The 21,239-nt window shown below is 70.8% G+C and carries 22 protein-coding genes; 10 read left to right on the top strand and 12 right to left on the bottom strand.

All coding sequences use genetic code 11. The annotated features are described in order from the left end of the window. Positions 1 to 70 precede the first annotated feature (70 nt). The 3 genes from ABEA46_RS00505 to ABEA46_RS00495 are packed head-to-tail and all read right to left on the bottom strand — an operon-like array spanning position 71 to position 2,669. Positions 71 to 730 carry a response regulator gene (locus ABEA46_RS00505; RefSeq protein ID WP_345542355.1) on the bottom strand — a complete coding sequence of 220 codons (660 nt, stop codon included), beginning with the start codon at positions 728 to 730 and terminating at the stop codon, positions 71 to 73. After that, positions 727 to 1,953, bottom strand: coding sequence for a sensor histidine kinase (locus tag ABEA46_RS00500; protein WP_345542354.1), 1,227 nt, complete (start codon positions 1,951 to 1,953; stop codon positions 727 to 729). The genes ABEA46_RS00505 and ABEA46_RS00500 overlap by 4 nt, the downstream gene beginning before the upstream one ends. 44 nt (positions 1,954 to 1,997) lie before the next feature. Beyond that, a complete protein-coding gene (locus ABEA46_RS00495; protein ID WP_345542353.1) occupies positions 1,998 to 2,669 on the bottom strand; it encodes a FadR/GntR family transcriptional regulator in 672 nt (223 codons plus the stop codon). A 111-nt stretch (positions 2,670 to 2,780) separates the two neighbouring features. Here ABEA46_RS00495 and ABEA46_RS00490 point away from each other — a divergent pair, with 111 nt between their 5' ends. Beyond that, a complete protein-coding gene (locus ABEA46_RS00490) occupies positions 2,781 to 4,037 on the top strand; it encodes an MFS transporter (RefSeq protein ID WP_345542352.1) in 1,257 nt (418 codons plus the stop codon). Positions 4,038 to 4,046: 9 nt separating this feature from the next. On the opposite strand, the gene ABEA46_RS00485 is transcribed toward ABEA46_RS00490, so the two are convergent. Next, complete coding sequence (locus ABEA46_RS00485) at positions 4,047 to 5,015, bottom strand: EamA family transporter (protein WP_345542351.1); 969 nt, start codon at positions 5,013 to 5,015, stop codon at positions 4,047 to 4,049. 73 nt (positions 5,016 to 5,088) lie between these two features. On the opposite strand from ABEA46_RS00485, the gene ABEA46_RS00480 reads away from it, so the two are divergent. Next, positions 5,089 to 6,000: a LysR family transcriptional regulator gene (locus ABEA46_RS00480; protein ID WP_345542350.1), complete on the top strand. Its 912-nt coding sequence runs from the start codon at positions 5,089 to 5,091 to the stop codon at positions 5,998 to 6,000. A 71-nt stretch (positions 6,001 to 6,071) separates the two neighbouring features. On the opposite strand, the gene ABEA46_RS00475 is transcribed toward ABEA46_RS00480, so the two are convergent. Continuing rightward, positions 6,072 to 7,301 carry an amidohydrolase gene (locus tag ABEA46_RS00475; protein WP_345542349.1) on the bottom strand — a complete coding sequence of 410 codons (1,230 nt, stop codon included), beginning with the start codon at positions 7,299 to 7,301 and terminating at the stop codon, positions 6,072 to 6,074. Positions 7,302 to 7,366: 65 nt separating this feature from the next. Here ABEA46_RS00475 and ABEA46_RS00470 point away from each other — a divergent pair, with 65 nt between their 5' ends. Next, a complete protein-coding gene (locus tag ABEA46_RS00470; protein ID WP_345542348.1) occupies positions 7,367 to 8,335 on the top strand; it encodes an alpha/beta hydrolase in 969 nt (322 codons plus the stop codon). Positions 8,336 to 8,344: 9 nt separating this feature from the next. Here ABEA46_RS00470 and ABEA46_RS00465 read toward each other — a convergent pair whose 3' ends face one another. Further along, positions 8,345 to 8,881 carry a VOC family protein gene (locus ABEA46_RS00465; protein ID WP_345542347.1) on the bottom strand — a complete coding sequence of 179 codons (537 nt, stop codon included), beginning with the start codon at positions 8,879 to 8,881 and terminating at the stop codon, positions 8,345 to 8,347. 221 nt (positions 8,882 to 9,102) lie between these two features. Between ABEA46_RS00465 and ABEA46_RS00460 the strand changes: the two genes are divergently transcribed. Beyond that, on the top strand, positions 9,103 to 11,568 hold the full coding sequence (locus ABEA46_RS00460; RefSeq protein ID WP_345542346.1) for a transglycosylase domain-containing protein: 2,466 nt from the start codon (positions 9,103 to 9,105) through the stop codon (positions 11,566 to 11,568). A 47-nt stretch (positions 11,569 to 11,615) separates the two neighbouring features. Then, a complete protein-coding gene (locus ABEA46_RS00455) occupies positions 11,616 to 12,008 on the top strand; it encodes a nuclear transport factor 2 family protein (protein ID WP_345542345.1) in 393 nt (130 codons plus the stop codon). Positions 12,009 to 12,157: 149 nt separating this feature from the next. On the opposite strand, the gene ABEA46_RS00450 is transcribed toward ABEA46_RS00455, so the two are convergent. Both ABEA46_RS00450 and ABEA46_RS00445 read right to left on the bottom strand, forming a co-directional pair. Next, positions 12,158 to 13,135: a zinc-binding dehydrogenase gene (locus ABEA46_RS00450; RefSeq protein ID WP_345542344.1), complete on the bottom strand. Its 978-nt coding sequence runs from the start codon at positions 13,133 to 13,135 to the stop codon at positions 12,158 to 12,160. A 45-nt stretch (positions 13,136 to 13,180) separates the two neighbouring features. After that, positions 13,181 to 13,672 carry a MarR family winged helix-turn-helix transcriptional regulator gene (locus ABEA46_RS00445; RefSeq protein WP_345542343.1) on the bottom strand — a complete coding sequence of 164 codons (492 nt, stop codon included), beginning with the start codon at positions 13,670 to 13,672 and terminating at the stop codon, positions 13,181 to 13,183. Between the two features lie 93 nt (positions 13,673 to 13,765). Between ABEA46_RS00445 and ABEA46_RS00440 the strand changes: the two genes are divergently transcribed. After that, entirely contained in the window at positions 13,766 to 14,851 is a 1,086-nt protein-coding gene (locus ABEA46_RS00440) for an epoxide hydrolase family protein (RefSeq protein ID WP_345542342.1), read from the top strand. A 9-nt stretch (positions 14,852 to 14,860) separates the two neighbouring features. On the opposite strand, the gene ABEA46_RS00435 is transcribed toward ABEA46_RS00440, so the two are convergent. Further along, a complete protein-coding gene (locus ABEA46_RS00435; RefSeq protein ID WP_345542341.1) occupies positions 14,861 to 15,427 on the bottom strand; it encodes a dihydrofolate reductase family protein in 567 nt (188 codons plus the stop codon). A gap of 174 nt (positions 15,428 to 15,601) precedes the next feature. Continuing rightward, positions 15,602 to 16,309, bottom strand: a complete 708-nt coding sequence (locus ABEA46_RS00430) for a DJ-1/PfpI family protein (protein ID WP_345542340.1) — start codon at positions 16,307 to 16,309, stop codon at positions 15,602 to 15,604. A gap of 69 nt (positions 16,310 to 16,378) precedes the next feature. On the opposite strand from ABEA46_RS00430, the gene ABEA46_RS00425 reads away from it, so the two are divergent. After that, complete coding sequence (locus tag ABEA46_RS00425; RefSeq protein ID WP_345542339.1) at positions 16,379 to 16,771, top strand: GNAT family N-acetyltransferase; 393 nt, start codon at positions 16,379 to 16,381, stop codon at positions 16,769 to 16,771. A 9-nt stretch (positions 16,772 to 16,780) separates the two neighbouring features. Here ABEA46_RS00425 and ABEA46_RS00420 read toward each other — a convergent pair whose 3' ends face one another. Further along, positions 16,781 to 17,731 (bottom strand): 1-phosphofructokinase family hexose kinase, encoded by a 951-nt coding sequence (locus ABEA46_RS00420; protein WP_345542338.1) that lies wholly within the window; start codon positions 17,729 to 17,731, stop codon positions 16,781 to 16,783. Between the two features lie 106 nt (positions 17,732 to 17,837). On the opposite strand from ABEA46_RS00420, the gene ABEA46_RS00415 reads away from it, so the two are divergent. Further along, a complete protein-coding gene (locus ABEA46_RS00415) occupies positions 17,838 to 18,431 on the top strand; it encodes an N-acetyltransferase (protein ID WP_345542337.1) in 594 nt (197 codons plus the stop codon). Positions 18,432 to 18,513: 82 nt separating this feature from the next. Here ABEA46_RS00415 and ABEA46_RS00410 read toward each other — a convergent pair whose 3' ends face one another. After that, complete coding sequence (locus ABEA46_RS00410; RefSeq protein ID WP_345542336.1) at positions 18,514 to 19,716, bottom strand: FAD-dependent monooxygenase; 1,203 nt, start codon at positions 19,714 to 19,716, stop codon at positions 18,514 to 18,516. Between the two features lie 96 nt (positions 19,717 to 19,812). Between ABEA46_RS00410 and ABEA46_RS00405 the strand changes: the two genes are divergently transcribed. Continuing rightward, the gene (locus ABEA46_RS00405) at positions 19,813 to 20,460 is read left to right on the top strand and encodes a TetR/AcrR family transcriptional regulator (RefSeq protein WP_345542335.1); all 648 of its coding nucleotides are present in this window, start codon (positions 19,813 to 19,815) and stop codon (positions 20,458 to 20,460) included. Between the two features lie 68 nt (positions 20,461 to 20,528). Continuing rightward, positions 20,529 to 21,212, top strand: coding sequence for a Type 1 glutamine amidotransferase-like domain-containing protein (locus tag ABEA46_RS00400; RefSeq protein WP_345542334.1), 684 nt, complete (start codon positions 20,529 to 20,531; stop codon positions 21,210 to 21,212). Positions 21,213 to 21,239: the final 27 nt, after the last annotated feature.

The following is a 21,239-nucleotide window of genomic DNA, read 5'->3' as shown; positions in this document are numbered from 1 at the left end:
CAGGCTCGTCGCAGGGCGCCGTCCGCGCGTCCTCCCGCGGGAGACACCCGCGTACCGCATCCGCGGTATTTCACGCGCCCGGCGTCAGCAGTCCCGTCTCGTACGCGACGATCACCAGCTGCGCGCGATCGTGCGCGCCGATCTTGGTCATGATGCGGTTCACGTGCGTCTTGGCCGTGTGCGGCGAGATGAACAGCTCGGTCGCGATCTCCTGGTTGGAGCGCCCCCGCGCGACCAGCACGAGCACCTCGAGCTCGCGCTCGGTGAGGTGCTGGAGCGCCGAGCGGTCGGCGTCGACCGGCTCAGGCGCGAGGTACCTGGTGATCAGTGCGCGCGTCGCGATCGGCGACAGCAGCGCGTCGCCGGCGTGCACGGCACGCACCGCCCGCACGATGTCGGCGGGCTCAGAGCCCTTGCCGATGAACCCGCTCGCCCCCGCGCGCAGCGCCGACACCACGTACTCGTCCTCTTCGAACGTCGTGAGGATCAGCACGCGGGTCTCGGCGAGCGCCGGATCGGCGCAGATCTCGGCTGTCGCGGCGATCCCGTCGAGCTCCGGCATCCGGATGTCCATGAGGACGACATCGGGATGCCGCACGCGGGCCGCAGCGACCGCCGCGCGGCCGTCGGCGGCCTGACCGACGACCTCGATGTCGTCGGCAGTGGCGAGGATGTCGGTCACGGCCTGACGGATGAGCGCCTGGTCGTCGACGACGAGCACGGTGGTCACGGGGCGGCCCTCTCGTCGTCGCGTGAAGGGGCCAGCGGCAGTCGCGCCTGCAGCCGCCAGCCGCCGGGGACCGGGCCGGTCTCGACGGTGCCGCGCACGCTCGCGACGCGCTCGCGCAGCCCGGTCAGGCCCAGCCGCGAACCCGGAGCCGCGGCATCCACCCCTCCGCCGTCCGTCCGCCCGTCGTCGACGGGGTTGGTCACCACGACCGTGAGCGCGTCGGCCCCGGCCGCCAGCAGCACGTGGGCGCGATGCTCGACGCCGTGCTTGTGCGCATTGGTCAGCGCCTCTTGCACGACGCGGTAGGCGACGCGGCTGGGCGCATCGCCCACCGCGCGCAGGTCGCCCTCGGTGCGGACTGTCACCTCGAGGCCGCCGTCGATGAAGCCCTGCACGAGCCGATCGAGCTGGTCCAGGCTCGGCTGCGGAGCCGTGCGCACGGCCGACGGGTCGCCGGACTCGTCGGCGCGCAGCACCTCCATGAGGTCGCCGATCTCGCCGAGCACGGTGCGCGCCGCGCTGCGGATCGTGGCGAGCGCCTGCTCGGCGCGCTCAGGCCGTGAAGCCAGTGCCGACGAAGCGACGCCCGCGTTGAGGCTGATGACCGATATCTGGTGCGCCACGGCATCGTGAAGGTCGCGCGCGATGCGCAGTCGCTCCTCGCTGACCCGGCGCCGCGCTTCGGCCTCGCGGGTCTGCTCCGCGCGTTCGGCACGCTCCGTGATGGCGGTGATGTAGTCCCGCCGTGAACGCGTCGCGTCGCCGACCGCCGCGCCGATCACCGTCGTGAGACCGTACTGGATGACCCGCGGGTCCCAGTCCGGCAGCACCACGATCAAGCACAGCCCGACCACGACGACGACAGTGAGGGCCGTGGCGATGAACCCGGCGCCCCGTGTCAGCCGGTTGGTGACGCCGAACATGCCGACGGCCACGGCGAGCGCCAGTCCGGGGTTGAGCGCGCCGGTGAACGCCGCGACGGCGAAGAGCACGACGACGCCCGCCAGCACCGGGAGGGGCCAGCGCCGACGCAGCGGAAGGACGAGCACCGCGACGACCGCGAGGCCGATCGTCAGAGGCGCCGGCGGCTGATAGGCGTCGCCGGGCGACGGCGCGAAGGTCAGCATCAGCACGAGCACCGCGACGATGACGTCGCCCGCCGCGCGCGGGAGCCGCGGACGCGGGTCGACGATCGCGGGCGGCGCGTCCTCGGTGCCGGTCATGGGTCCAGTGTGCCGCCTGGTGGCGCGCTGACGCCCGCCGGGAGTCACGCGAACGCGAACTTCAGGGTGTTCAGGTGCGCACGGCTGAGCTCGGCAGCGCGGCGCGCGTCGCGGTCGGCGATGGCGTCGACCACCGCGGCGTGCGCGGCGTGATCGGCCTCATGCGACGCCGTCGGACGGATCTTGAGCATGTCGACCATCGCGGTGCGCACGCGCGGCACGAAGCCGTCGAAGAGCTCGACGAGCACCTCGTTGCCTGAGGCCACGACGATCAGCCGGTGCAGCGCCATATCGACGTCGACGTGCGGCTCTGGCGCGGGATCGGCCGTCGCCCGGGCGGCGAGCGCGGCGCGCAGCGCCCGCAGCTGCGCGGGGCTGCGGCGCTCGGCGGCGAGCGCCGCAGCCTCGGCCTCGATCGCGATGCGCGCCTCGATGACGGTGGTGATGGAGGCGCGGCGCAGCACCGTGTCCCAGTCGTCGGCGACGTCGAGCGCCGTGACGAAGACCCCCGCCCCCTGTCGCGAGTCGAGCACGCCCTTGCCCGCGAGCTCGCGGACGGCCTCGCGGATCGTGGAGCGCCCGACGCCCAGCTGAGCGGCCAGCGTCGTCTCGCCCGGCAGTCGCTGACCGAGCACGAACTCGCCGGCGCGGATGCGGCCGAGCAGGATCTCGGCGGCCTGCGCAGCGAGCGGGGCACGGTGCACGATCGCGGCCATTCACAACCTCCGGTTGTCGGACGGGCGGCGGTCCGACTCATGCACAGCATACCCAGATGCCACGCATCACGGACTTGACTTATCAACTTGTCTGAGGAGTAAGGTACCGCCATGACTTCTGCACCACCCGTCGCCCCACCGCGTCGCGCCCTGTTCTGGTCACTCGTCGGCACGCATCTGATGAACGACTTCCAGACCGGCGCGGCCGCCGCACTGCTGCCGTACTTCGTGATCGAGCAGCGGTACGACTACGCCGCCGTAGCCGGCCTCACGCTCGCCGCGACCTCGCTGTCGAGCGTCTTCCAGCCGGTGTTCGGCTGGCTCACCGACCGCTTCTCGCTGCGACCGCTCATCGTCGTCGGCCTGCTCGTCGCGGCGCTCGGCATCGCGGTGGCCGGACTGACCTCGGAGAACTACTGGCTCACGTGGATCGTGTTCTCGCTGTCGGGCCTCGGCGTGGCCGCCTACCACCCGGCGGCGACGGTCGCAGCGAAGGAGGCGGGCGGGGGCACCAACCGCGCGATGAGCATCTTCTCGGTCGGCGGCAACGTCGGTGCCGCGATCGCCCCGATCGGCGTCGGCCTCACCGTCGGCATCATGGGCCTGCAGGCCACGCCGCTGCTGCTGATCCCCACTGTCGCGATCGCGGCGGTCTACCTCGTGCTCAACCGTCGTGCGGCCCTCACCCCGACCCCGACGATCGCGACCGGGCTCGGCGCGGCGGGAGCGGCATCCATCTCCCCGCCCCGGGACCTGTGGGGGAGGTTCGCGTGGCTGCTGCTGATCGTGAGCCTGTGGTCGGTCGCCTACGTCGGGGCGCGGTCCTTCGTCGCGCTCGACGTCATCGACCGGTTCGACGCTCCCACCGACGTCGGCACTGTCGCGCTCACCGTGTTCTCACTCGCGGCCGCGCTCGGCACGCTGGTCGGCGGCTTCTTCGCAGACCGGTTCGGGCGCACGCGCACGCTCGTGCTCGGCTACGCCCTCGCCACGGCGGCCGCGATCGGGTACGTGTTCGCGCCGGCCGAGGTCACCGCGATCGTGCTGGCGGGAGTGCTGGGGTGGGCGCTGTTCCTGCCGTTCGCGCTGCACGTCACGCTCTCGCACGCGTACCTGCCGCGTCACCTCGGCACCGCGAGCGGCGTGACGCTCGGCATGGCGACGGCGCTGGGCGGGCTGCTCACGCCGCTGCTCGGCGTGCTCGCCGACGCCGTCGACCCGCGCGCCGTGTTCGTCGTGCTGGCGGCGGTGATCGCGGCGGCGTTCGTGTGCGCGCTGTTCGTGCGCGAGCGCACGGACCTCGGCAGAGAAGGGGATGCCGCCACCTCGGCCGATACCGAGATCGAGGCCGCGACCACCCGGACCTGAGGGCCGGCGTCACCCGCTCCGGGGCACTGGTTCGGCGGCGGGAGAAGCCGGCTCGGCGACGGGAGCCCGCTCCGCGCGGAGCGGAGACGACGGCGCAGTGGATGCCACCCGCCGGGCGCGCAGCCCCGTGACCAGCACGCCCCCGACGAGCAGCACGCCGCCGACGATCTCGGCCGGCGCCGGGATCTGCCCGAGCAGCAGTGCGGCGGAGGCCATGGCGACGACGGGCGCGAGCAGCACCCAGGGCACGACGGCGGCCGAGGGGTTGCGCGCCAGAAGGCCGTTCCAGATCGAGTAGCCGACGATCGTGCACAGCCCCGCCGTGTACAGCGTCGACAACGCGGACTCCCACCCGAACGCGGCGAGGCCGGCAGCGATCGCGTCAGGCCCCTCGACCGCGAACGACAGCGCGAGCGCGGGGACGGGCACGACGATCGCCGACCACACCGTGAGCGACAGCGAGCCCAGCCGGCCGGGTCCGCTCACGGCGCCGGCCCGCCGCGAGATGACGTTGCCGATGCCCCACGAGAACGCGGCGGCGAGCGCCAGCGCCACCGCGAGCGCCGGGGCGTCGCCGCCGCGGCCGGCCGCGACGATCGCGAGCCCGACGATGCCGAGGCCGACGCCGATGATCTGCGGCACGGTCGGGCGCTCGCGCAGCACCGCCGCGGCGATGAGGATCGTGAACACCGCCTGCGCCTGCAGCACGAGAGCCGCGAGCCCCGGCTGCAAGCCGAGCGCCATCGACGTGTAGAGCAGCCCGAACTGGCCGAGGCTCATGAACAGGCCGACGCCCACCACGGTGCGCCACGAGGTGCGCGGTCGCGGCACGACGAACGCGGCGAGGGCGACGGCCGAGAAGCGGATCGCGACGAACAGCACCGGCGGGACGCCGTCCATGCCCCAGTCGATCACGACGAAGTTGAAGCCCCAGAAGGCAGCGACGATCGCCGCCAGCACCATGTCACGCCTGTTCATGGATCCAGCTTCGGGGTGATACTCAATGAAGCACAAGCAACCCTTTTCGCATGGAATCTTGTAGCGTTGCTTCATGATCGATCTCGAAGCCGTACTGTCGCTCCGCGCCGTCGCGACCCAGGGCAGCGTCGTCGCCGCGGCGACGAGCCTCGGCTACACGCCGTCGGCCGTCTCGCAGCAGGTCAAACGGCTCGAGCGCGAGACCGGCATCGCCCTGCTGGAGCGCGCCGGCCGCGGCGTCATCCTCACCGAGGCGGGCACGCGCCTCGTCGTCGCGTCCACGCCGATCCTGGCCGACCTCGAACGCCTCCGCGCCGACCTGCAGCTCACGGCCGGCGCCGACGACCGCGTCGTGGGCGAGATCCGGCTCGCCGCGTTCTCGACTGTGGTGCGCGGCCTCGTCATCCCGGTGCTCCACGAGCTCGCCGACCGCCACCCCGATCTGGCGCTGCCGCTGCGCGAGAGCGAGCCGTGGGAGACGATCGCGCTCGTCGCGTCCGGCCAGCGCGACCTCGGCATCGTGCACCGCTGGGGCGGGGTCGCCCTCGCGATGCCCGACGATCTCGTGTCGACGCCGCTGTTCATTGACGTCGCCGACGTCATCCTGCCCCGCGACCACCCGCTCGCCGATCGCACCGAGCTGCACCCCGAGGAGCTGGCGGGCGAACGCTGGGTCGCCACGTTCGAGGCCACGATCTGCCGGCAGTGGCTGCGGCGCCTGTTCGACGGCGTGCCCAACGCGCCGCGGATCGTGCACGAGTCGATGGAGTTCCCCAACCATCTCGAACTCGCCCGCGCCGGCCTCGCCGTCGCGCTGGTGCCGCGCCTCGGCCGCGGCGAGATCGGCCCCGACCTGGTCGCGATCCCCACCGTCGCACCGGCATCCACTCGCGACGTCCTGGCCGTGCACCGCCGCTCGCAGGGGGACTCCCCGGCACTGCGTGCCACGCTCGACGCGTTCGTCGCGCAGGCTCGCGACATGTGACCGCGAACGAGTGAGGGAGTGGATGCCGGGCCGCCGGCATCCACTCCCTCCTCAGTCCTGCACGCGGACGTTCAGTTCCAGGCGGTGCGACCGAAGCGCTCCCAGCGTTCGACGACGCGCGAGCCGCCCTCGGCGGGCTCGTAGACCGGGCGGCCCTCGATGAACACGCGCTGCACGCGCGAGTCGACGGCGAGCGGGTCGCCCGACCACACCACGACGTCGCCGTCACGGCCGACCTCGAGGGCGCCGACGCGCTCGTTCAGGCGCAGGATGTCGGCGGGGTTCGCGGTGAGCGCCTCGAGCGCGGTCGTCGCGGGGAGTCCGTCCCGCACAGCCAGGATCGCCTGCAGGCGGATCTGGTCGATCGGCACCACGGGGTGGTCCGTCGTGATCGCGACCTTGACGCCGGCCTCGGCGATGAGCGCCAGGTTGCCGATGGCGCGGTCGCGCAGCTCGACCTTGGATCGCGAGGTCAGCAGCGGTCCGAAGATCACCGGGATCTTCTTCTCGGCGAGCACGTCGGCGATCTTGTGCGCCTCGGTGCCGTGGTTGACGACGAGCGTGTACCTGAACTCGTCGGCGATGCGGATCGCCGTGGCGATGTCGTCGTGACGGTGGCAGTGCTGGTCCCACAGCAGGTCGCCCGCGAGCACCGCGGCCAGCGTCTCCTTGCCGAGGTCCCGCTCGAACGGCTCGCCCTTCTCGGCCGCCGCGTCGCGCTTCTCGGCGTATGCCTGGGCGGCCGCGAACGCGTCGCGGAGGACGGATGCCACACCCAGGCGGGTCTGCGGCGTCTTGCCCTTGTCGCCCCACACGCGCTTGGGGTTCTCGCCGAGCGCAGACTTGACCGAGACGTCGGCGGCGAGGATCTGCTCGTCGACCGTCCGGCCGCCCCATGTCTTGATGGCGACCGTGCGGCCTCCGATCGGGTTGCCCGAGCCGGGCTTGATGACGGCCGTGGTAACCCCGCCGCGCAGGGCGTCGCGGAAGCCCTCCTCCTCGATGTCGATGCCGTCGAGCGCCCGGAACCGTGAGCCGTTCGGGTCGGTCATCTCGTTGGTGTCGTTGCCCGACCAGCCCTCGCCCTCTTCGTGCACGCCGATGTGGCCGTGCGACTCGACGAAGCCGGGGACCACCCAGCTGCCGGCGGCGTCGACCACCTCGGCGCCGTCCGGCACCGGGGTGTCGGATCCGCCGACGGCGGTGATCCTGCCATCGGTGACGATCACTGTGCCGTTCTCGATGGGGTCGGAGCTGACAGGGACGACGTAGCCGCCGGTGACGGCGAGGATGCGAGCCATGCCTCCAACCTACGCCCGCCCTCACGCGACGCCGCCGGCTCATGCCGCCCTGCGAGAATGCGGACATGACGTTCTCGACCGAGGTCTCGTGGCAGCTCGACGGAATCACGATGTACGGCACCGTGACCCGCCCCGACGGAGAGGGACCGTTCCCGGGGGTCGTGCTGGTCGCAGGAAGCGGCCCCACCGACCGTGACTGGAACTCCCCGCTGATGCCCGGGACGAACGGCAGCGGCCGACTCGTCGCCGAGGCGCTGGCCGAGGCCGGGTACGCGTCGATGCGCTACGACAAGCGGGCGTCGGGCCCGCACGTCATGCAGAACCTGCCGGCGCTGGCCGGTCGCATCAGCATGCAGGCGCACCTCGACGAACTGGTCGCGGCCGTCGAGCAGTTCGCGGCGGACCCGTCCGTCGACGCGTGGAGGCTGGTCGGCTTCGGCAACAGCGAGGGATGCCTGCACCTCCTGCACTACGCGACGGGGGACCGGCAGCATCCTCTCTCGGCACTCGTCCTCACCGGAGCACCCGGCCGCTCGGTCGGCGAGGTGTTCGTCACCCAGCTGACGCAGCAGCTGGCCGCGGCCCCCGACCTGCTCCCGCTCGTGCTCGAGGCTGCGGCACGCTACTCGGCGGGCGCGCCCGCCGACCCCGACGAGCGTCTGCCCGAGCCGGTTCGGCTGGCGTTCCAGAGCTTCGAGACGCCCATGAACCTGCCGTTCGCACGAGAGCTGTGGAACGAGGATGCCGCCGACGCGCTCGCCCTCGTCACGGTCCCGACCCTCGTGCTCATCGGTGGCAAGGACGTGCAGATCGACGTGCACGCCGACGGCGATCCGCTGCAGGCCGCCGCGCGGGGCACCGCCGGCGTGAGCTTCGTGTTCCCCGCCGACGCGAACCACGTGCTGAAGGAGGAGCCGCGCTCGCGCGAGGAGGTGCTGGCGAGCGGTGTCTCGTCGTACAACGCGGACGGCACCCGCCTGGACCCCGAGGCGATGGGCGCGATCCTCGGGTGGCTGCGCGCGACGCTCGCCTGACCGACGCGATCAGCCCGCCGAGCCCTGCCGCGGCGCGCTGCTGCGCCCGACGGCCGACCCGCTCAGCTCGGCGTCGAGCGACTCCTGCGCGTACCTCATGTTCTCGGCGTACTCCGGCTGCTGCAGGCGCTGCCACATGACGTCCTCGGGCACCGATTCGACCTGTTGCGTGACCCACCAGATGTTGCCGAACGGGTCCTTGAGCCGGCCGCCGCGCTGGCCGAAGGCGTTGTCGCCGAGGCCGGTCACGACGCTCGCCCCGTGCTCGAGGGCACGTCTGAACGCCGAGTCCGCGTCGGGCACCCACACGCGCAGCAGGCTCGGCATCACCGGCCACTCCGGACGGCGATCGAAGGCCAGCACGACGGTGTCGCCCACCCGGATCTCGCCGTGCCCGATCGACCCGTCCTCGGTCTGCACGCGCGCCAGCTCCTCTCCGTCGAAGGCGGCCGAGACGAAGTCGAGCAGCGCACCGGTGTCGTCGGTGACGACCCACGGCGCGACAGTGCTGTAGCCCTCGGGAGTTGCGGAATCGGTCGTGGCCATGGCGGCTCCTCTCGTCGGTGACACGACGGTACGAAGCATCCCGGTCATCGGCTGTCCTGATTCATCCCGGCGGCGCCCCACGACCTTCGAAATCCACCCTCGCGGTTGGCCACGGCGTCTGTCATCCTTGGCTCAGCAGGTAGGTAGTCGCCGTGAAGCCGCCATCAGAGGTATCTTCGCCGTTCGCGCCAATACCGCGAACCAGGCGCACGGCCGCCGGGGTGCTCGGCGGCATCATCGGAGTGCTGGCTCTCAGCGCGACAGCCGGGGTGCTGATCGTCGCACCGCTCGCCCCGGCCATCGCGATCTCGGGCAATGCGGCCAGCACCGCCGTCTCGCTGTTCGACAGCATGCCGAGCTACCTCGAGATCGACAGGCTGATGCTGCCCACGACGATCTACGCGCGCGATCCCGCCAGCGGGCAGGACGTGGAGCTCACCTCCTTCTACGACCAGAACCGGGTGCCGGTCACGTTCGACGAGGTGTCCCTCGTCATGTACGACGCGATACTCGCCTCGGAGGACCCGCGCTTCTACGAGCACGGCGGCGTCGACCTGCTCGGCACGACGAGAGCCCTCATCAGCAACGTCCAAGGCGGCGTCACGCAGGGCGGCTCGTCGATCAGCCAGCAGTACGTCAAGAACGTGCTGGTGCAGAAGTGCGAGCAGGGCGCGAAGACCGAGTACGAAGTCGACAAGGACGGCAAGACGATCCTCGACGAGAACAAGAACCCCGTCGTCAAGGTGAGCCGTGAGAAGGCGCTCCTGGACTGCTGGCTCGACGCGACCGATGCGAGCGGCCCGGACGGCTATGAGCGCAAGCTGCAAGAGATCCGCTACGCGGTGGCGGTCGAGCAGGAGTACTCGAAGAACGACATCCTGCTCGGCTACCTGAACATCGCCAATTTCGGTGGCACGACGTACGGCATCGAGGCGGCAGCGCGCTACTACTTCAGCACGACGGCCGCGAACCTCACCCTCGGGCAGGCGGCGACCTTGGCGGGGATCGTGCAGAACCCCAACACGTTCCGCATCGACCGCCCGGGCGGGTCGATCACGGGCACCGACGGCTCGATGTTCAACAAGGCCGCCGACAACTCGGTCGATGACGTCAATCCAGGAACGCTGGCAGGACTCGACACCCTCCTTCGCAAGGGGACGATCACGCAGGAGCAGTACCTCGCGGCCGGCGACGCGTACAGCGCGACCAAGGGGCGGCAGCTCTACGTGCTCGACCGGATGAGGGAGGACGGACGCATCACCGAGAAGCAGTACGTCGCCGCGGCGATCGAGCCCATCGCGCCGGTGCTCCAGCCCGCGCACGTCGGATGCGTGGCGAGTCCGGCGCCGTTCTTCTGCCAGTACGTGGTGAACACGGTGCGCAACGACCCCGACTACGCCGCCGCCTTCGGCGAGACGCCGCAGGACCGCCAGCGCTCGCTCACCCGCGACGGCCTGAACATCTACACGACCCTGGACTGGGGGCTGCAGAACGCGTCGCAGGGTGCGATGCAGCAGTACGCCCCGCAGACGGTGGCGGGCATGGACTTCGGCGCGGGGACGGTCAGCATCGAGTCCACGACGGGACGGATCCTGGCCATCAGCCAGAACAACCTGTTCACCGAGGACCGCGACCTCTCCGCCGCGGATCCCGCCTACACGTCGCTCATCTACGCGGGCGACATGGTCCACGGCGTCTCGACGGGCTTCCCGACCGGCTCGACCTTCAAGCTGTTCACCCTGGTGGACTGGCTCGAGAAGGGCCATTCGCTCTACCAGAGCGTCAACGGCAACCTCAGGCTGATCCCGCGGCTGGCCAACCGCTGCGAAGGCGCCTGGATCAACGAGGAGAAGCACATCGTCCGCAATTTCGGCGGCGTGCGCGGCTACACGGGCACCCCGATGCAGTTCACGGCGCAGTCGCTGAACAGTGGGTATCTCGGCATGGCCGAGCAGCTGGACCTCTGCGACATCGAGGAGGTCACCGCGCGGCTGGGCGTGACGCGCGGCGACGGCAAGCCGGTCGACATCGACGGCGCGGCGGCCATCATCGGCACGAACAACATCGCCCCCGTCGCGCTGGCCGCCGCTTATGCCGCCATCGCGAACAACGGCGTCTACTGCATACCGCGCGTGATCGAGCGGGTGGTGGATGCCGACGGCACCGAGCTCTCGGTGCCCGGCGACCGCTGCAGCCAGGTCGTCAGTCCCGGGGTGGCGGCCGCCGCCGATTTCGCGCTGCAGGGCGTCACGCGTTCGGGCGGCACCGGCGCCGCCGGCAACCCGAACGACGGCACCCCCACGATCGGCAAGACCGGCACGCACGAGCAGTACCAGACCTGGTTCGTCCAATCGAGCACGCGCGTGACCACGACGGCATGGGTGGGCAACACCTACGGGTACGGCGACCTGTTCCACACCTCGTACAACGGCCGCCTGCTCTCGGCGATCCGCCTCCCGCTGGTGCGCGACATCCAGCTCGTCGCCGACCAGCTCTATCCCGGCGGGGCCTTCGCCGAGCCACCCGCGGAGTTCGTGCGCCGCGCCGCGCCTCCGCAGCCCAGCACACCGGCGCCTGCGCCGCCGACCACGCCCGACCCCGGCGGCGGTGGAGGTGGCGGCGGCGGTGGTGGGGACGACAACGGCGGCGGCCGCGGTGGAGGAGGCGGCGGCCGCGGCAACGGCTGAGCCGTCACACGCGCGCCGCCCACCGCCGGCCCGGCTAGCGTGAGCGCATGGAGATCGCCGAAGCACGCCGGTTCGCACACGAGTGGGTCGCGGCGTGGAACGCGCACGACATCGACGGGGTGCTGGCGCACTTCGCCGACGATGCGGAGTTCTCATCGCCCGTCGCCGCCCAGCTGCTCCCCGAAACAGGCGGGGTGCTGCGTGGCAAGCCGGCGATCCGCTCCTACTGGGCGGTCGGCATCGAGCGCATCCCCGACCTGCGGTTCGAGGTGGTCGATGTGTACACCGGCCTCGACATCATCGTGATCAACTACCGCAACCACACCGGCGGGCTGGTCAACGAGGTGCTCCGTCTCGGCGCCGACGGCCTCGTCGTGAGCGGCGCGGGAACCTACCTGGTCGCCGATGCGGCGGCGGTCAGCGGCGTCCAGTCCGACTGATCCGCGTCAGAGGCCACGACGATTCCCCTGTCTCGTCGAAGCAGGGGATTCGCGTCGATACCCAGGGCGACGCCCCCGGTCTCGCGACGATTCCTCGGTTTCGGCGCCCAGATCCGCCGGTCCGGGATGCCGCACGCGGGTGAGACCGGTCAGGGCCGGAGCAGAACCTTGCCCACACGGCCGGGACGCGAGTTCGCCTCCACGGCGGCGCGAACGTCGTCGAACGAATGGATGCTGTCGACCGGAAGCGACAGCCGGCCGCTGCCGACCAGCTGGAACAGCTCGCCGAACAGCGCACGGCGCGTCTCGGACGACATCGTCGCCGAGACCTTGCTGCCCCAGAAACCCTTGACGACCGCCTGCTTGAAGATGAGGTCGCCCGACGACAGCTCCAGGCGGTCGGCCGCCATCGCGCCGAACGAGACGAGCGTGCCGCCCTCGCCCAGCAGGTGCAGCAGGTCGCCCGCGGCCGGACCACCCACCGAGTCCACGGCCGCACGGATCGGTCGATCCCCGGCGAGCTCGCGCACCCGGTCCCGCCATGCGGGGTCCTCGGTTGCGACGACATCGGGGATCCCGGCGGACGCCAGCTCTGCGGCATCCGCTTCTCGCCTCACGACGCCGATGACGTGGATGCCGCGACTCGCGCCGATCTGCGCCACCAGCCGGCCGACAGTGCCGTTGGCGGTGTTCTGCACGATCACGTCGCCCTCGGTCACCTCGAGGAAGTCGACGAGCGAGATCGCGCTGAACGGCATCGAGATGAGCTGCGCGGCGACCTCGTCGGGGATGGCGTCGGGCACCGGCACGACGGCGCCGGCCTTGGCGAGCGCGAACTCCGACCAGACGCCGAAGGTGCCACCCGAGGCGACACGCTGGCCGACCGCAATGCCCTCGACCTCGTCGCCGAGGGCGTCGACGATGCCGACCGCCTCGGTTCCGGCGCGGGCGGGCAGGTCGGGCTTGAACCCGTAGGTGCCGCGGACGGTCCACAGGTCGTGGTTGTGGATGGGCGCCAGGAGGATGTGCAGGCGCACCTCGCGGGATCCGGGCTCAGGAAGGGGCAGGTCTTCGACGCCGAGCACCTGGGCCGGGTCGCCGAACTCGTGATGGACGATCGCACGCACGCAGCGAGCCTACGCTCCGCATCAAGCAGCAGCGCCGACGTGCGTTCAGTCGGCCTCCGCGCGTTCCGCGCCGTCTTGCGCGCCGGACCGTCGGTCGTGATAGTCCAGCAGCTTGGCGAGCAGTCCGGTGAGCTGGTCCTGCTCGGCGGGTGACAGCGGCGCCAGCAATGCGGACTGTGTCCGGGCGAGATGCGCCTGCAGCTGACCGAGGTGCTCCCGACCGGCGGCAGTGAGCGAGATGACGTTTCGTCGCCGGTCGGTCGGGTCGGGTGTGCGCTGCACCAGGCCGCGATCCGAGAGCTCGTTGATGGCGGCGACCATGTCGCTGAGGTGGATTCCGCTGCGACGGCCGAGCTGCGCCTGACTGGCCGATCCGTGATCGGCCAGCGTCGACAGCAGGCGGTAGTGGTAGCCGCGTGCGCCGGCGGCGGCGAATCCCTCCGCCACGAGACGGCTGCCGTGGGCCGCGGTCTGACTCAGCAGCCAGCTCGGCATGCGTCGCCATCCCGCCAGGTGCTGGTCGATCGGATCCGTCATCCGCCCAGTGTACTCAATCGTTAGTGTGACAAACGTTTTATGCTATCGTTAGTGCTCCTAACGTTTGTCGCACTAATCTTCTGGGAGTCCAAGATGATCTCACCGTTCCGCATCGCCGTCCCGCAGGCCGACCTCGACGACCTCCATGACAGGCTCGCCCGCACCCGCTGGCCCAACGAGGTCGCCGACGCAGGGTCGGACTACGGCTTCCCGTTGCAGCGACTTCAGCAGCTGGCGGAGTACTGGCGCACCGAATACGACTGGCGCGCGCACGAGGAGCAGCTGAACGATCTCGATCACTTCACGACCGAGATCGACGGTCAGAACATCCATTTCGTCCACGTGCGGTCGTCGAAGCCCGACGCCCTTGCGCTGGTCCTGACGCACGGCTGGCCGGGCTCGTTCCTCGAGTTCCTCGATGTGATCGAGCCGTTGTCGCGCGACTTCCATCTCGTGATCCCCTCCATCCCCGGCTTCGGCTTCTCAGGTCCCACCCACGAGCGGGGTTGGGACGTCGTCCACATCGCTCGCGCCTGGGCCGAGCTCATGAGCCGCCTGGGCTACGAGCGCTACGGGGCGCAGGGCGGTGACTTCGGGGCGGGGATCTCGGCAGCGCTCGGCGGCATCGCCCCCGACCGAGTGGTCGGAGTGCACCTCAACTACCTGCCCACGCCGCCCGTCGCGGGCGTCGAGCTGTCGGAAGCCGACGGGGTGCGGATCGACAAGATCCGTGCGCTCATGGCCGATCGCCCGCCCTATCAGGCCCTCACCGCCCTCACCCCGCAGACCATCGGCTACGCGTTGACCGACTCCCCGGTCGGACAACTGGCGTGGATCGCCGAGCGGTTCGCACAGTGGACCGATCCGCGCACACCACTCACCGACGACAGGATGCTGACCGACATCATGCTGTACTGGCTGACCGCGACTGCGGCCTCGTCCGGACGGCTGCACCACGACACGCCGCGCGGAGCCCACCCCTGCCCGGTTCCCGTCGGCGTCGCCGTGCTCCCGTACGACATCACGCAGTCGGTGCGCCCGCTCGCGGAGCGCCTCTACGACATCACACACTGGTCGGAGTTCGAACGCGGCGGCCATTTCGCCGCCATGGAGGTCCCGGACCTGCTCGCGGCAGACGTGCGCGCCTTCTTCCTGGGGCTGAGCCGAGCGGCGGTATGACCAGGCGCGTCAGCCGAGTGGCGGCCCCTCGAGCACCGTCGGCACGTATTCGAGCAGCTGGCTGCGCTGGTCGAACGTCCGCGCCTCGACCAGATCGAGTCGCACATCGGGGTAGCCGTCGAAGATGCGCTCCTGCCCGGTCGCGCCGGTGATGACCGGGAACACGACGACGCGGTAGCGGTCGACGAGCCCGGCCGTCAGCAGCGACCGGCACAGCGACATGCTGCCGAGCGTGCGCAGCGGCCGGTCGGACTCCGTCTTCAGCCGCCGAACGAACTCGACCGCGTCGTCACGAACGAGAGTCGAGTTCTGCCACGTGAGCGGCTCCTCCAACGATGACGAGAACACGTATTTCGGCACGTCGTCGAGCACATCGGTGCCCTCCTCACCAGCGGCCGTGAGCTCCGACATCACGCGGTACGTGTTCGCCCCCATGAGGATCGGATGATCCTGCTCGGGCAGCTGCTCCAGCCAGGCCAGGTATTCGGGACCCTCGAGCCCCCACCACCCCGGCCAGCCCTCCGCGGCGCCATAACCGTCGAGCGACATGATGAAGTCGATCGTCAATGCCTGCATCCGAGCCTCCTTCGCGTGCGCCTTCCCACGCCTCGCGCAGGAACACTGATCGAGCGGATGCCTCGTCCTCGAGCCTAGGCGGGCGTCCGGCGTCGCGTAACCCCGGCGGCACGAGAGGCGAGCCCTCCACCGGGCGAGGACGGGAGCCGAGCCCTCCGCCGGGCAAGGACGGGATCAGCTCGCGGTGGACGCATCGAGCCCGGCGAGGGCGGCCGCGGCGCGGCGCACGACGGGCTCGCGCAGCGCACCGCGGATGGCGAGCGTGTGCTCCACCTGGCCCTGATCCGCCTCGGGGCGGGAGGGGTGTCCCGCATCGAACCGCGGCGCGGGGTCGTACTCGTAGCCGAGCTGCACGGCCCGGGCCGTCTTCTCGTCGAAGACCTCGGCGAGCACCGTCAATGCGAAGTCGAGCCCGGCGGTCACGCCGCCGCCGGTGATGACATTGCCGTCACGGACGACTCGCGCGCTGTCAGGGGTTGCGCCGAGCAACGCGAGGAGCGCGTGGGAGTTCCAGTGCGTGGTCGCTCGCTTGCCGACCAGCAGACCCGCGGCGCCCAGCAGGAACGCGCCCGTGCACACGCTGGTGACGTACCGGGCGCCGGCGGCCTGCTGCCGGACGAACGCGAGCGTCTCGGCGTCCTCCAGCAGATCGAAGACGCCCTGCCCACCCGGAATCATCAGCACGTCCGCCTGCGGGGCCGAGGCGAAGTCCGTCGTCGGGACGATCGCGAAGCCGACATCGGTCACGACCGGCTCGCGCGTCTTCCACGCCAGGTCGACGGTCACGCCGGCGGGTGCGGAGAAGAACTGCGCGGGGCCGGTCACATCGAGCTGAGTGACGTTCGGGAACACCAGAGCGAGGAATCGCACAGCATCGGCCATGGGCACAGTCTGGCAGGCCCGCCACCGGGTCACCTTCTCGATGTCGGCGCCCCGGCTTACCGTCTCCGTATGGCCTCGACCATCACGATCCGCCCGTGGACGGCTGCAGACCTCGGCATCCTCGAGGCCAACAACGCCCCCGAGATGACGGTGTATCTCGGCGGCCCCGAGACCCCCGAGAAGGTGGCGCGACGCCACCAGGTGATCCTCGACGGCTGGGCGAACGACGACACGTGGTTCTTCGCGATCCTCGCGGACGGCGATCCGGTCGGCTCGGTCGGGTACTGGCCGAGCGTGCACGGCGAGACGCCGATCTTCGAAGCCGGGTGGTCGGTGCACTCCTCGTTCCAGGGGCGCGGCTACGGTGCCGCGGCCCTCGTGCTGTGCGTGGCCGATGCCCGCACGCCCGCCGACGCTCGCCAGGGCGCGCGGGACGCGTGGATGGCCCGCGACCCGGCGTGAGCCGCTCCGTCACACCGGGGTGGGTGTGAGCCCCTGTTCCAGTCGCTCGACGTCCTCGGCGCGGCACAGGTCGGTCGCCGGCAGCGAAGACGTGGCAGAGCCGGCTGCGACGCCGGATCGGAACGCATCGACCAGCGAACGGCCCTGTGCCAGGCGCAGCACGAGCGCGCCGAGAAAGCTGTCGCCCGCGCCGACGGTGCTCTGCACGTCCACCTGCGGAGTGGCCAGGCGCAGCGCGCCCTCGGCCGTGACGAGCACCGCCCCGGCGCCGCCGAGCGTGAGCGCGACGACCTCGCACGAGCCTCGCCCGACAAGTTCGCGGGCGGCCTCGATCAGCCCGATCTCGTCGGAATCAGGCGCCCCCACCAGCTCGCGCAGCTCACGCTTGCTGGGCTTGATGAGGTACACGCCCTCGTCGAGCGCGGCCTGCAGCGCCTCGCCCGAGGTGTCGACGACGCACCGGGTGTCGTGCTCACGGGCGATGCGGGCGATCTGCGCGTACAGGTCGGCCGGCACGCCCTGCGGCAGACTGCCGCTGTTCACCACGTACCCGCCGACCGGGAAGTCGTCCGCGACCGCCGACAGCAGCGCACGCCACTCCGGCTCCGACAGGTCGGGACCCTGCAGCACGAAGCGGAACTGCTCGCCCGTCAGCGTCTCGTCGACCGTGAAGCCTTCGCGGGTGGCATCCGCGATCCCCACCATGCGACTGGCGATCCCCTCGCGGTCCAGCAGCTGTCGATACGCCTGCCCGGTCGGGCCGCCCGCGGTGTAGACGGCGAGCGAGCGCCCGCCGAGGTTGCGAACGACCCGCGAGACGTTCACGCCGCCCCCGCCGGGATCGAGCCGCGTCGGTCCGCAGCGCATCTTGCTCTCACGCATCACACGGGGTGTCGACGTCGACACGTCCAGCGCGGGATTGGGCGTCACGGTCAGGATCGGCGAGTGCGCGAGAGCCATGACCAAAGAATACGAGTGGATGCCGCCGGCCGGTGGAGTTCCGTCGTCATGGCGCCGTAGTCGCCGAACCGGCGGGAGAGGAGGATCCTGAGGGGGAGGCATCCACATGTCATTCACCGACCCGACCGAACCGGTGCCCACCGAGCTGCGTGCCGCGGAGTTCGCGGTGCGACCGATCACGCCCGACGACGCCGAGCGCGACTACGCCGCCGTGATGGAATCGCGCGCCGAGCTGCGCCTGTGGGAGCAGTCCGACTGGCCGGCCGACGACTTCACGGTCGACGACAACCGTTCGGACCTCGTCGACCTGCAGTCCCGCCACGACGCACACCGCGCGTTCACGTACACCGTGGTCGATCCCGCCGGCGCCGAGAGCCTCGGCTGCGTCTACGTGTTTCCGACGGCGGCGACGTTCCTCGCGAGGTCGGCCGTCACGCCCGTCGCCGACGACGCCTGGAAGGACGTGGATGCGGTCGTGTACTTCTGGGTCCGGCGCTCGAGGATCGAGGACCGATTGGACGAACGCCTGCTGGCCGCGCTACGGGCATGGTTCGCCGGCGAGTGGGGCTTCGCGCGGACGGTCTTCGCGACCAGCGAGCGGTTCGACCAGCAGGTGGCGCTGCTGGGCGCCACCGACCTCGCACTGCGCTTCGAGCTGCGCGAGCCCGACAAGCCGGGCACGTATCTCGTCTACGGCTAGCGATGGTGACAGCGGCAGGGTCGGGACGTGTGCTCCCGCCGGTGTCCGAGGGCCGCTCCGACACCACGGTGCTGCCGGGGCGTCAGCCTGCAGCGACGGGCGCATCCGCATCCGTCCGGCCATATCCGGCGACCGCCCGCCCGATCAGGCCGGCGATGGGCCGCCGCTGCAGCGTCCGCATGATGAACAGCATCGTGCGGATGCCTCGCCGGGTGCGTGGGGCGAACGACCGCACGCGTCCCGGATACATCCGCTGTGCTGCCTCGACCCGCGGACGCATGGATGCCTCATAAGCAGTGAGTGCGGCATCCAGATCTTCCGGGACTCGGTCCCCCAGCGCCCGGGCAAGCGCGGCGGCGCCCTGCAGTGCCAGTGCCGTTCCGAGACCGCTGAGCGGGCTGGCGCACCAGGCGCTGTCGCCGAGCAGGACGACACGATCGTCGTGCCAGATCGGCATGACGATCTGGTCGTAGGTGTCGAGGGCGAAGTCGTGTGCCGTACGAGCTGCGGCGAGCAGTTCACGGGTACGCCAGCCAGTGTCACGGAACACCTCCTCGAGCAGCGCGAACCGGGCCTCTGGATCACCACGCGGCGGCAGCGTATCCGCCGCGAACGTGAACCCCACCTCCTGCTCGCCCGCGTGCCCCGGCCGCGCCTCGACCACCCGCGCGCCGACCGCGTTGTGCATGAGGAACCAACCGTCCAGCACGGGTGTCGTCGGCTCCTCACGCAGGGTGAACCACGCGTGCGCGAGGCCGAGCGGACGGCGGAACCGGTCCTCGGGCCCGAAGGCGATCGATCGCACCCGTGAGTGCGCGCCATCCGCACCGACGACGAGGTCGTACTCCTCTGGGAAGTGGTGCCGGAAGTCGACAGTCACGCCGCCGTCGTGGGGGTGCAGGCCGGTGACGGTGTCACCGAATCGATGCACGGTGCGCGATCCGCACGCGGCATGCAGCGTGCGCGCCAGATCGGTGCGGAGCAGCTCTTCGGTCGACACGAAGCCGGCGCCACCGAACGCCTCGACGGGCATCTCGACGACGTGTCGTCCACTCTCGTCGATCCACGCGAGTCCCCGCTGCTCGACGAGTTGCGTGAGGCAGTCGTCGAGCACCCCGAGATCCGCCAGCACTTCTCGGCTGTCGCCCCGCAAATCGACGGTCTGTCCGCCCGACCGCAGCGCCGGAGCGATCTCAACGACCGTGACCTCCCACCCGTGCCGATCGAGCATGATGGCGAGCGCGTCCCCGCCGATCCCCGCACCCACGATGAGCACACGTGACATGTCCATCCTCATTCCCACTCACGCGAACGTATTCGCGTTATGAACATAGAACCTTCGTCACTCTCACGCAACTGTCTTCGCGTTAGACTTCTGGTCATGACCGACGTCGAACGCGCAGACCGCGATCCCGCGGCATCCACCGACGCCTCACCGGTGCAGGCGGTCGGCACCACGCGACCGGGCGGCCGAACCGCCCGCACCCGACTGGCCGTGCTTGCGGCAGTGCGGGAACTGATCGCCGAGACCGGCGAGGCGGTGCCCAGCATCCCGGCGGTCGCGGAGCGGTCCGGCGTTCACGCCGCTACCATCTATCGCCGGTGGCGCACACCGGAGGCGCTCGTGATCGACGTGGCCCTCGCCGACGTCAACGAGCGATCGCCGATCCCCGCGACCGGCGACCTGCGCGCTGACCTCACCGCCTATACGACGCAGCTCATCGGCGACGCCGCGCGTCCGGGAGGGCTCGCGTTCTTGCATGCCCTCACGGCTGCTGCCGGAACTCCCGAGGTCGGCGCGGCTGCGCTACCGAGTCTCGTCGAGCCGCGCATGGAGCACTTCCAGCGCATGCTCGACGCCGGAGGCGCGACCGAGCTCACGCCCATGGACATGCTGAGCCTGCTCATCGCCCCCGTCTCGCTCGGCACGATGCTCGGCTCTCTGCCGGACGATGCGGATGCCGCAGCCGCCCACCTCGTTGACAACGTGATCGCCGTCGAGGAGTATCGGCGCCGGCACGGCAACTGAATGCGACTGCGGCACCTGCCGCGCGCGTCGGCCATCACCTGCCGTGGACCCATCTGACGGAGGTCGCCGTGAAGTTCCTGCTCACCTCCGGGGGAGTCCGCAACCCGAGCATCGGTGCCGCGCTGGTCGAGATGCTCGGCAAGCCGATCGCGGAGGCATCGGCGCTCATCGTCCCGACGGGCATCCACCCGTTCGCGAGTGGCGCGGCCGGGGCCTTCGACGCCATCACGGGCACAGCCTCCAGTCCGCTCGCCGGACTGGGATGGGCGTCGCTGGGCGTGCTCGAGCTCACCGCGCTTCCGACGATCCGCCCTGAGAACTGGGTGCCGCAGGTGCGCGCCGCCGACGCCCTGCTGGTCTGGGGCGGCGACGTGCTCTACCTGTGCCAGTGGATGCGGGAGTCCGGGCTGGCCGATCTGCTCCCGACGCTCGACGACACGGTGTACGTCGGCGTCAGCGCAGGCAGCATCGCGGTCACTCCGTACAACTGCGACGCGGAATTCGACCGGCAGTTCGCGGTCGACGGCGCCGACCTGACCGGCGCCGATCGCGGGCTGGGCCTGATCGATGTGACGCTCTACCCGCACCTCAACGACCCGGGCATGGCCGACACGACGCTGGAGAACATCACGGCATGGGCCGCCGGCATCCCGGTTCCGACGTACGCGATCGACGACGACACCGCCCTCACCGTCGTCGACGGAGTCGTGAACGTGGTGTCGGAGGGGCGGTGGCACCTGCTCGGCGGGTGAGGCGCGGGATATCCGAGGAGGGCGCTG

This window comes from Microbacterium jejuense, from assembly GCF_039544225.1.
In the GTDB taxonomy this organism is placed as follows: Bacteria; Actinomycetota; Actinomycetes; order Actinomycetales; family Microbacteriaceae; genus Microbacterium; species Microbacterium jejuense.
The sequence above is the reverse complement of the archived record's forward strand: the minus strand, read 5'-3'. Positions and strand labels throughout refer to the sequence as shown.

What these genes read in the sequence shown, in the direction of transcription:
- ABEA46_RS00430 (WP_345542340.1), bottom strand. Translation starts at nt 16,309, where the DNA reads ATGGCCGATGCTGTGCGATTCCTCGCTCTGGTGTTCCCGAACGTCACT.
- ABEA46_RS00500 (WP_345542354.1), bottom strand. Translation starts at nt 1,953, where the DNA reads ATGACCGGCACCGAGGACGCGCCGCCCGCGATCGTCGACCCGCGTCCG.
- ABEA46_RS00415 (WP_345542337.1), top strand. Translation starts at nt 17,838, where the DNA reads ATGTCATTCACCGACCCGACCGAACCGGTGCCCACCGAGCTGCGTGCC.
- ABEA46_RS00470 (WP_345542348.1), top strand. Translation starts at nt 7,367, where the DNA reads ATGACGTTCTCGACCGAGGTCTCGTGGCAGCTCGACGGAATCACGATG.
- ABEA46_RS00420 (WP_345542338.1), bottom strand. Translation starts at nt 17,731, where the DNA reads ATGGCTCTCGCGCACTCGCCGATCCTGACCGTGACGCCCAATCCCGCG.
- ABEA46_RS00495 (WP_345542353.1), bottom strand. Translation starts at nt 2,669, where the DNA reads ATGGCCGCGATCGTGCACCGTGCCCCGCTCGCTGCGCAGGCCGCCGAG.
- ABEA46_RS00465 (WP_345542347.1), bottom strand. Translation starts at nt 8,881, where the DNA reads ATGGCCACGACCGATTCCGCAACTCCCGAGGGCTACAGCACTGTCGCG.
- ABEA46_RS00475 (WP_345542349.1), bottom strand. Translation starts at nt 7,301, where the DNA reads ATGGCTCGCATCCTCGCCGTCACCGGCGGCTACGTCGTCCCTGTCAGC.
- ABEA46_RS00480 (WP_345542350.1), top strand. Translation starts at nt 5,089, where the DNA reads ATGATCGATCTCGAAGCCGTACTGTCGCTCCGCGCCGTCGCGACCCAG.
- ABEA46_RS00435 (WP_345542341.1), bottom strand. Translation starts at nt 15,427, where the DNA reads ATGCAGGCATTGACGATCGACTTCATCATGTCGCTCGACGGTTATGGC.
- ABEA46_RS00410 (WP_345542336.1), bottom strand. Translation starts at nt 19,716, where the DNA reads ATGTCACGTGTGCTCATCGTGGGTGCGGGGATCGGCGGGGACGCGCTC.
- ABEA46_RS00485 (WP_345542351.1), bottom strand. Translation starts at nt 5,015, where the DNA reads ATGAACAGGCGTGACATGGTGCTGGCGGCGATCGTCGCTGCCTTCTGG.
- ABEA46_RS00455 (WP_345542345.1), top strand. Translation starts at nt 11,616, where the DNA reads ATGGAGATCGCCGAAGCACGCCGGTTCGCACACGAGTGGGTCGCGGCG.
- ABEA46_RS00445 (WP_345542343.1), bottom strand. Translation starts at nt 13,672, where the DNA reads ATGACGGATCCGATCGACCAGCACCTGGCGGGATGGCGACGCATGCCG.
- ABEA46_RS00440 (WP_345542342.1), top strand. Translation starts at nt 13,766, where the DNA reads ATGATCTCACCGTTCCGCATCGCCGTCCCGCAGGCCGACCTCGACGAC.
- ABEA46_RS00405 (WP_345542335.1), top strand. Translation starts at nt 19,813, where the DNA reads ATGACCGACGTCGAACGCGCAGACCGCGATCCCGCGGCATCCACCGAC.
- ABEA46_RS00490 (WP_345542352.1), top strand. Translation starts at nt 2,781, where the DNA reads ATGACTTCTGCACCACCCGTCGCCCCACCGCGTCGCGCCCTGTTCTGG.
- ABEA46_RS00425 (WP_345542339.1), top strand. Translation starts at nt 16,379, where the DNA reads ATGGCCTCGACCATCACGATCCGCCCGTGGACGGCTGCAGACCTCGGC.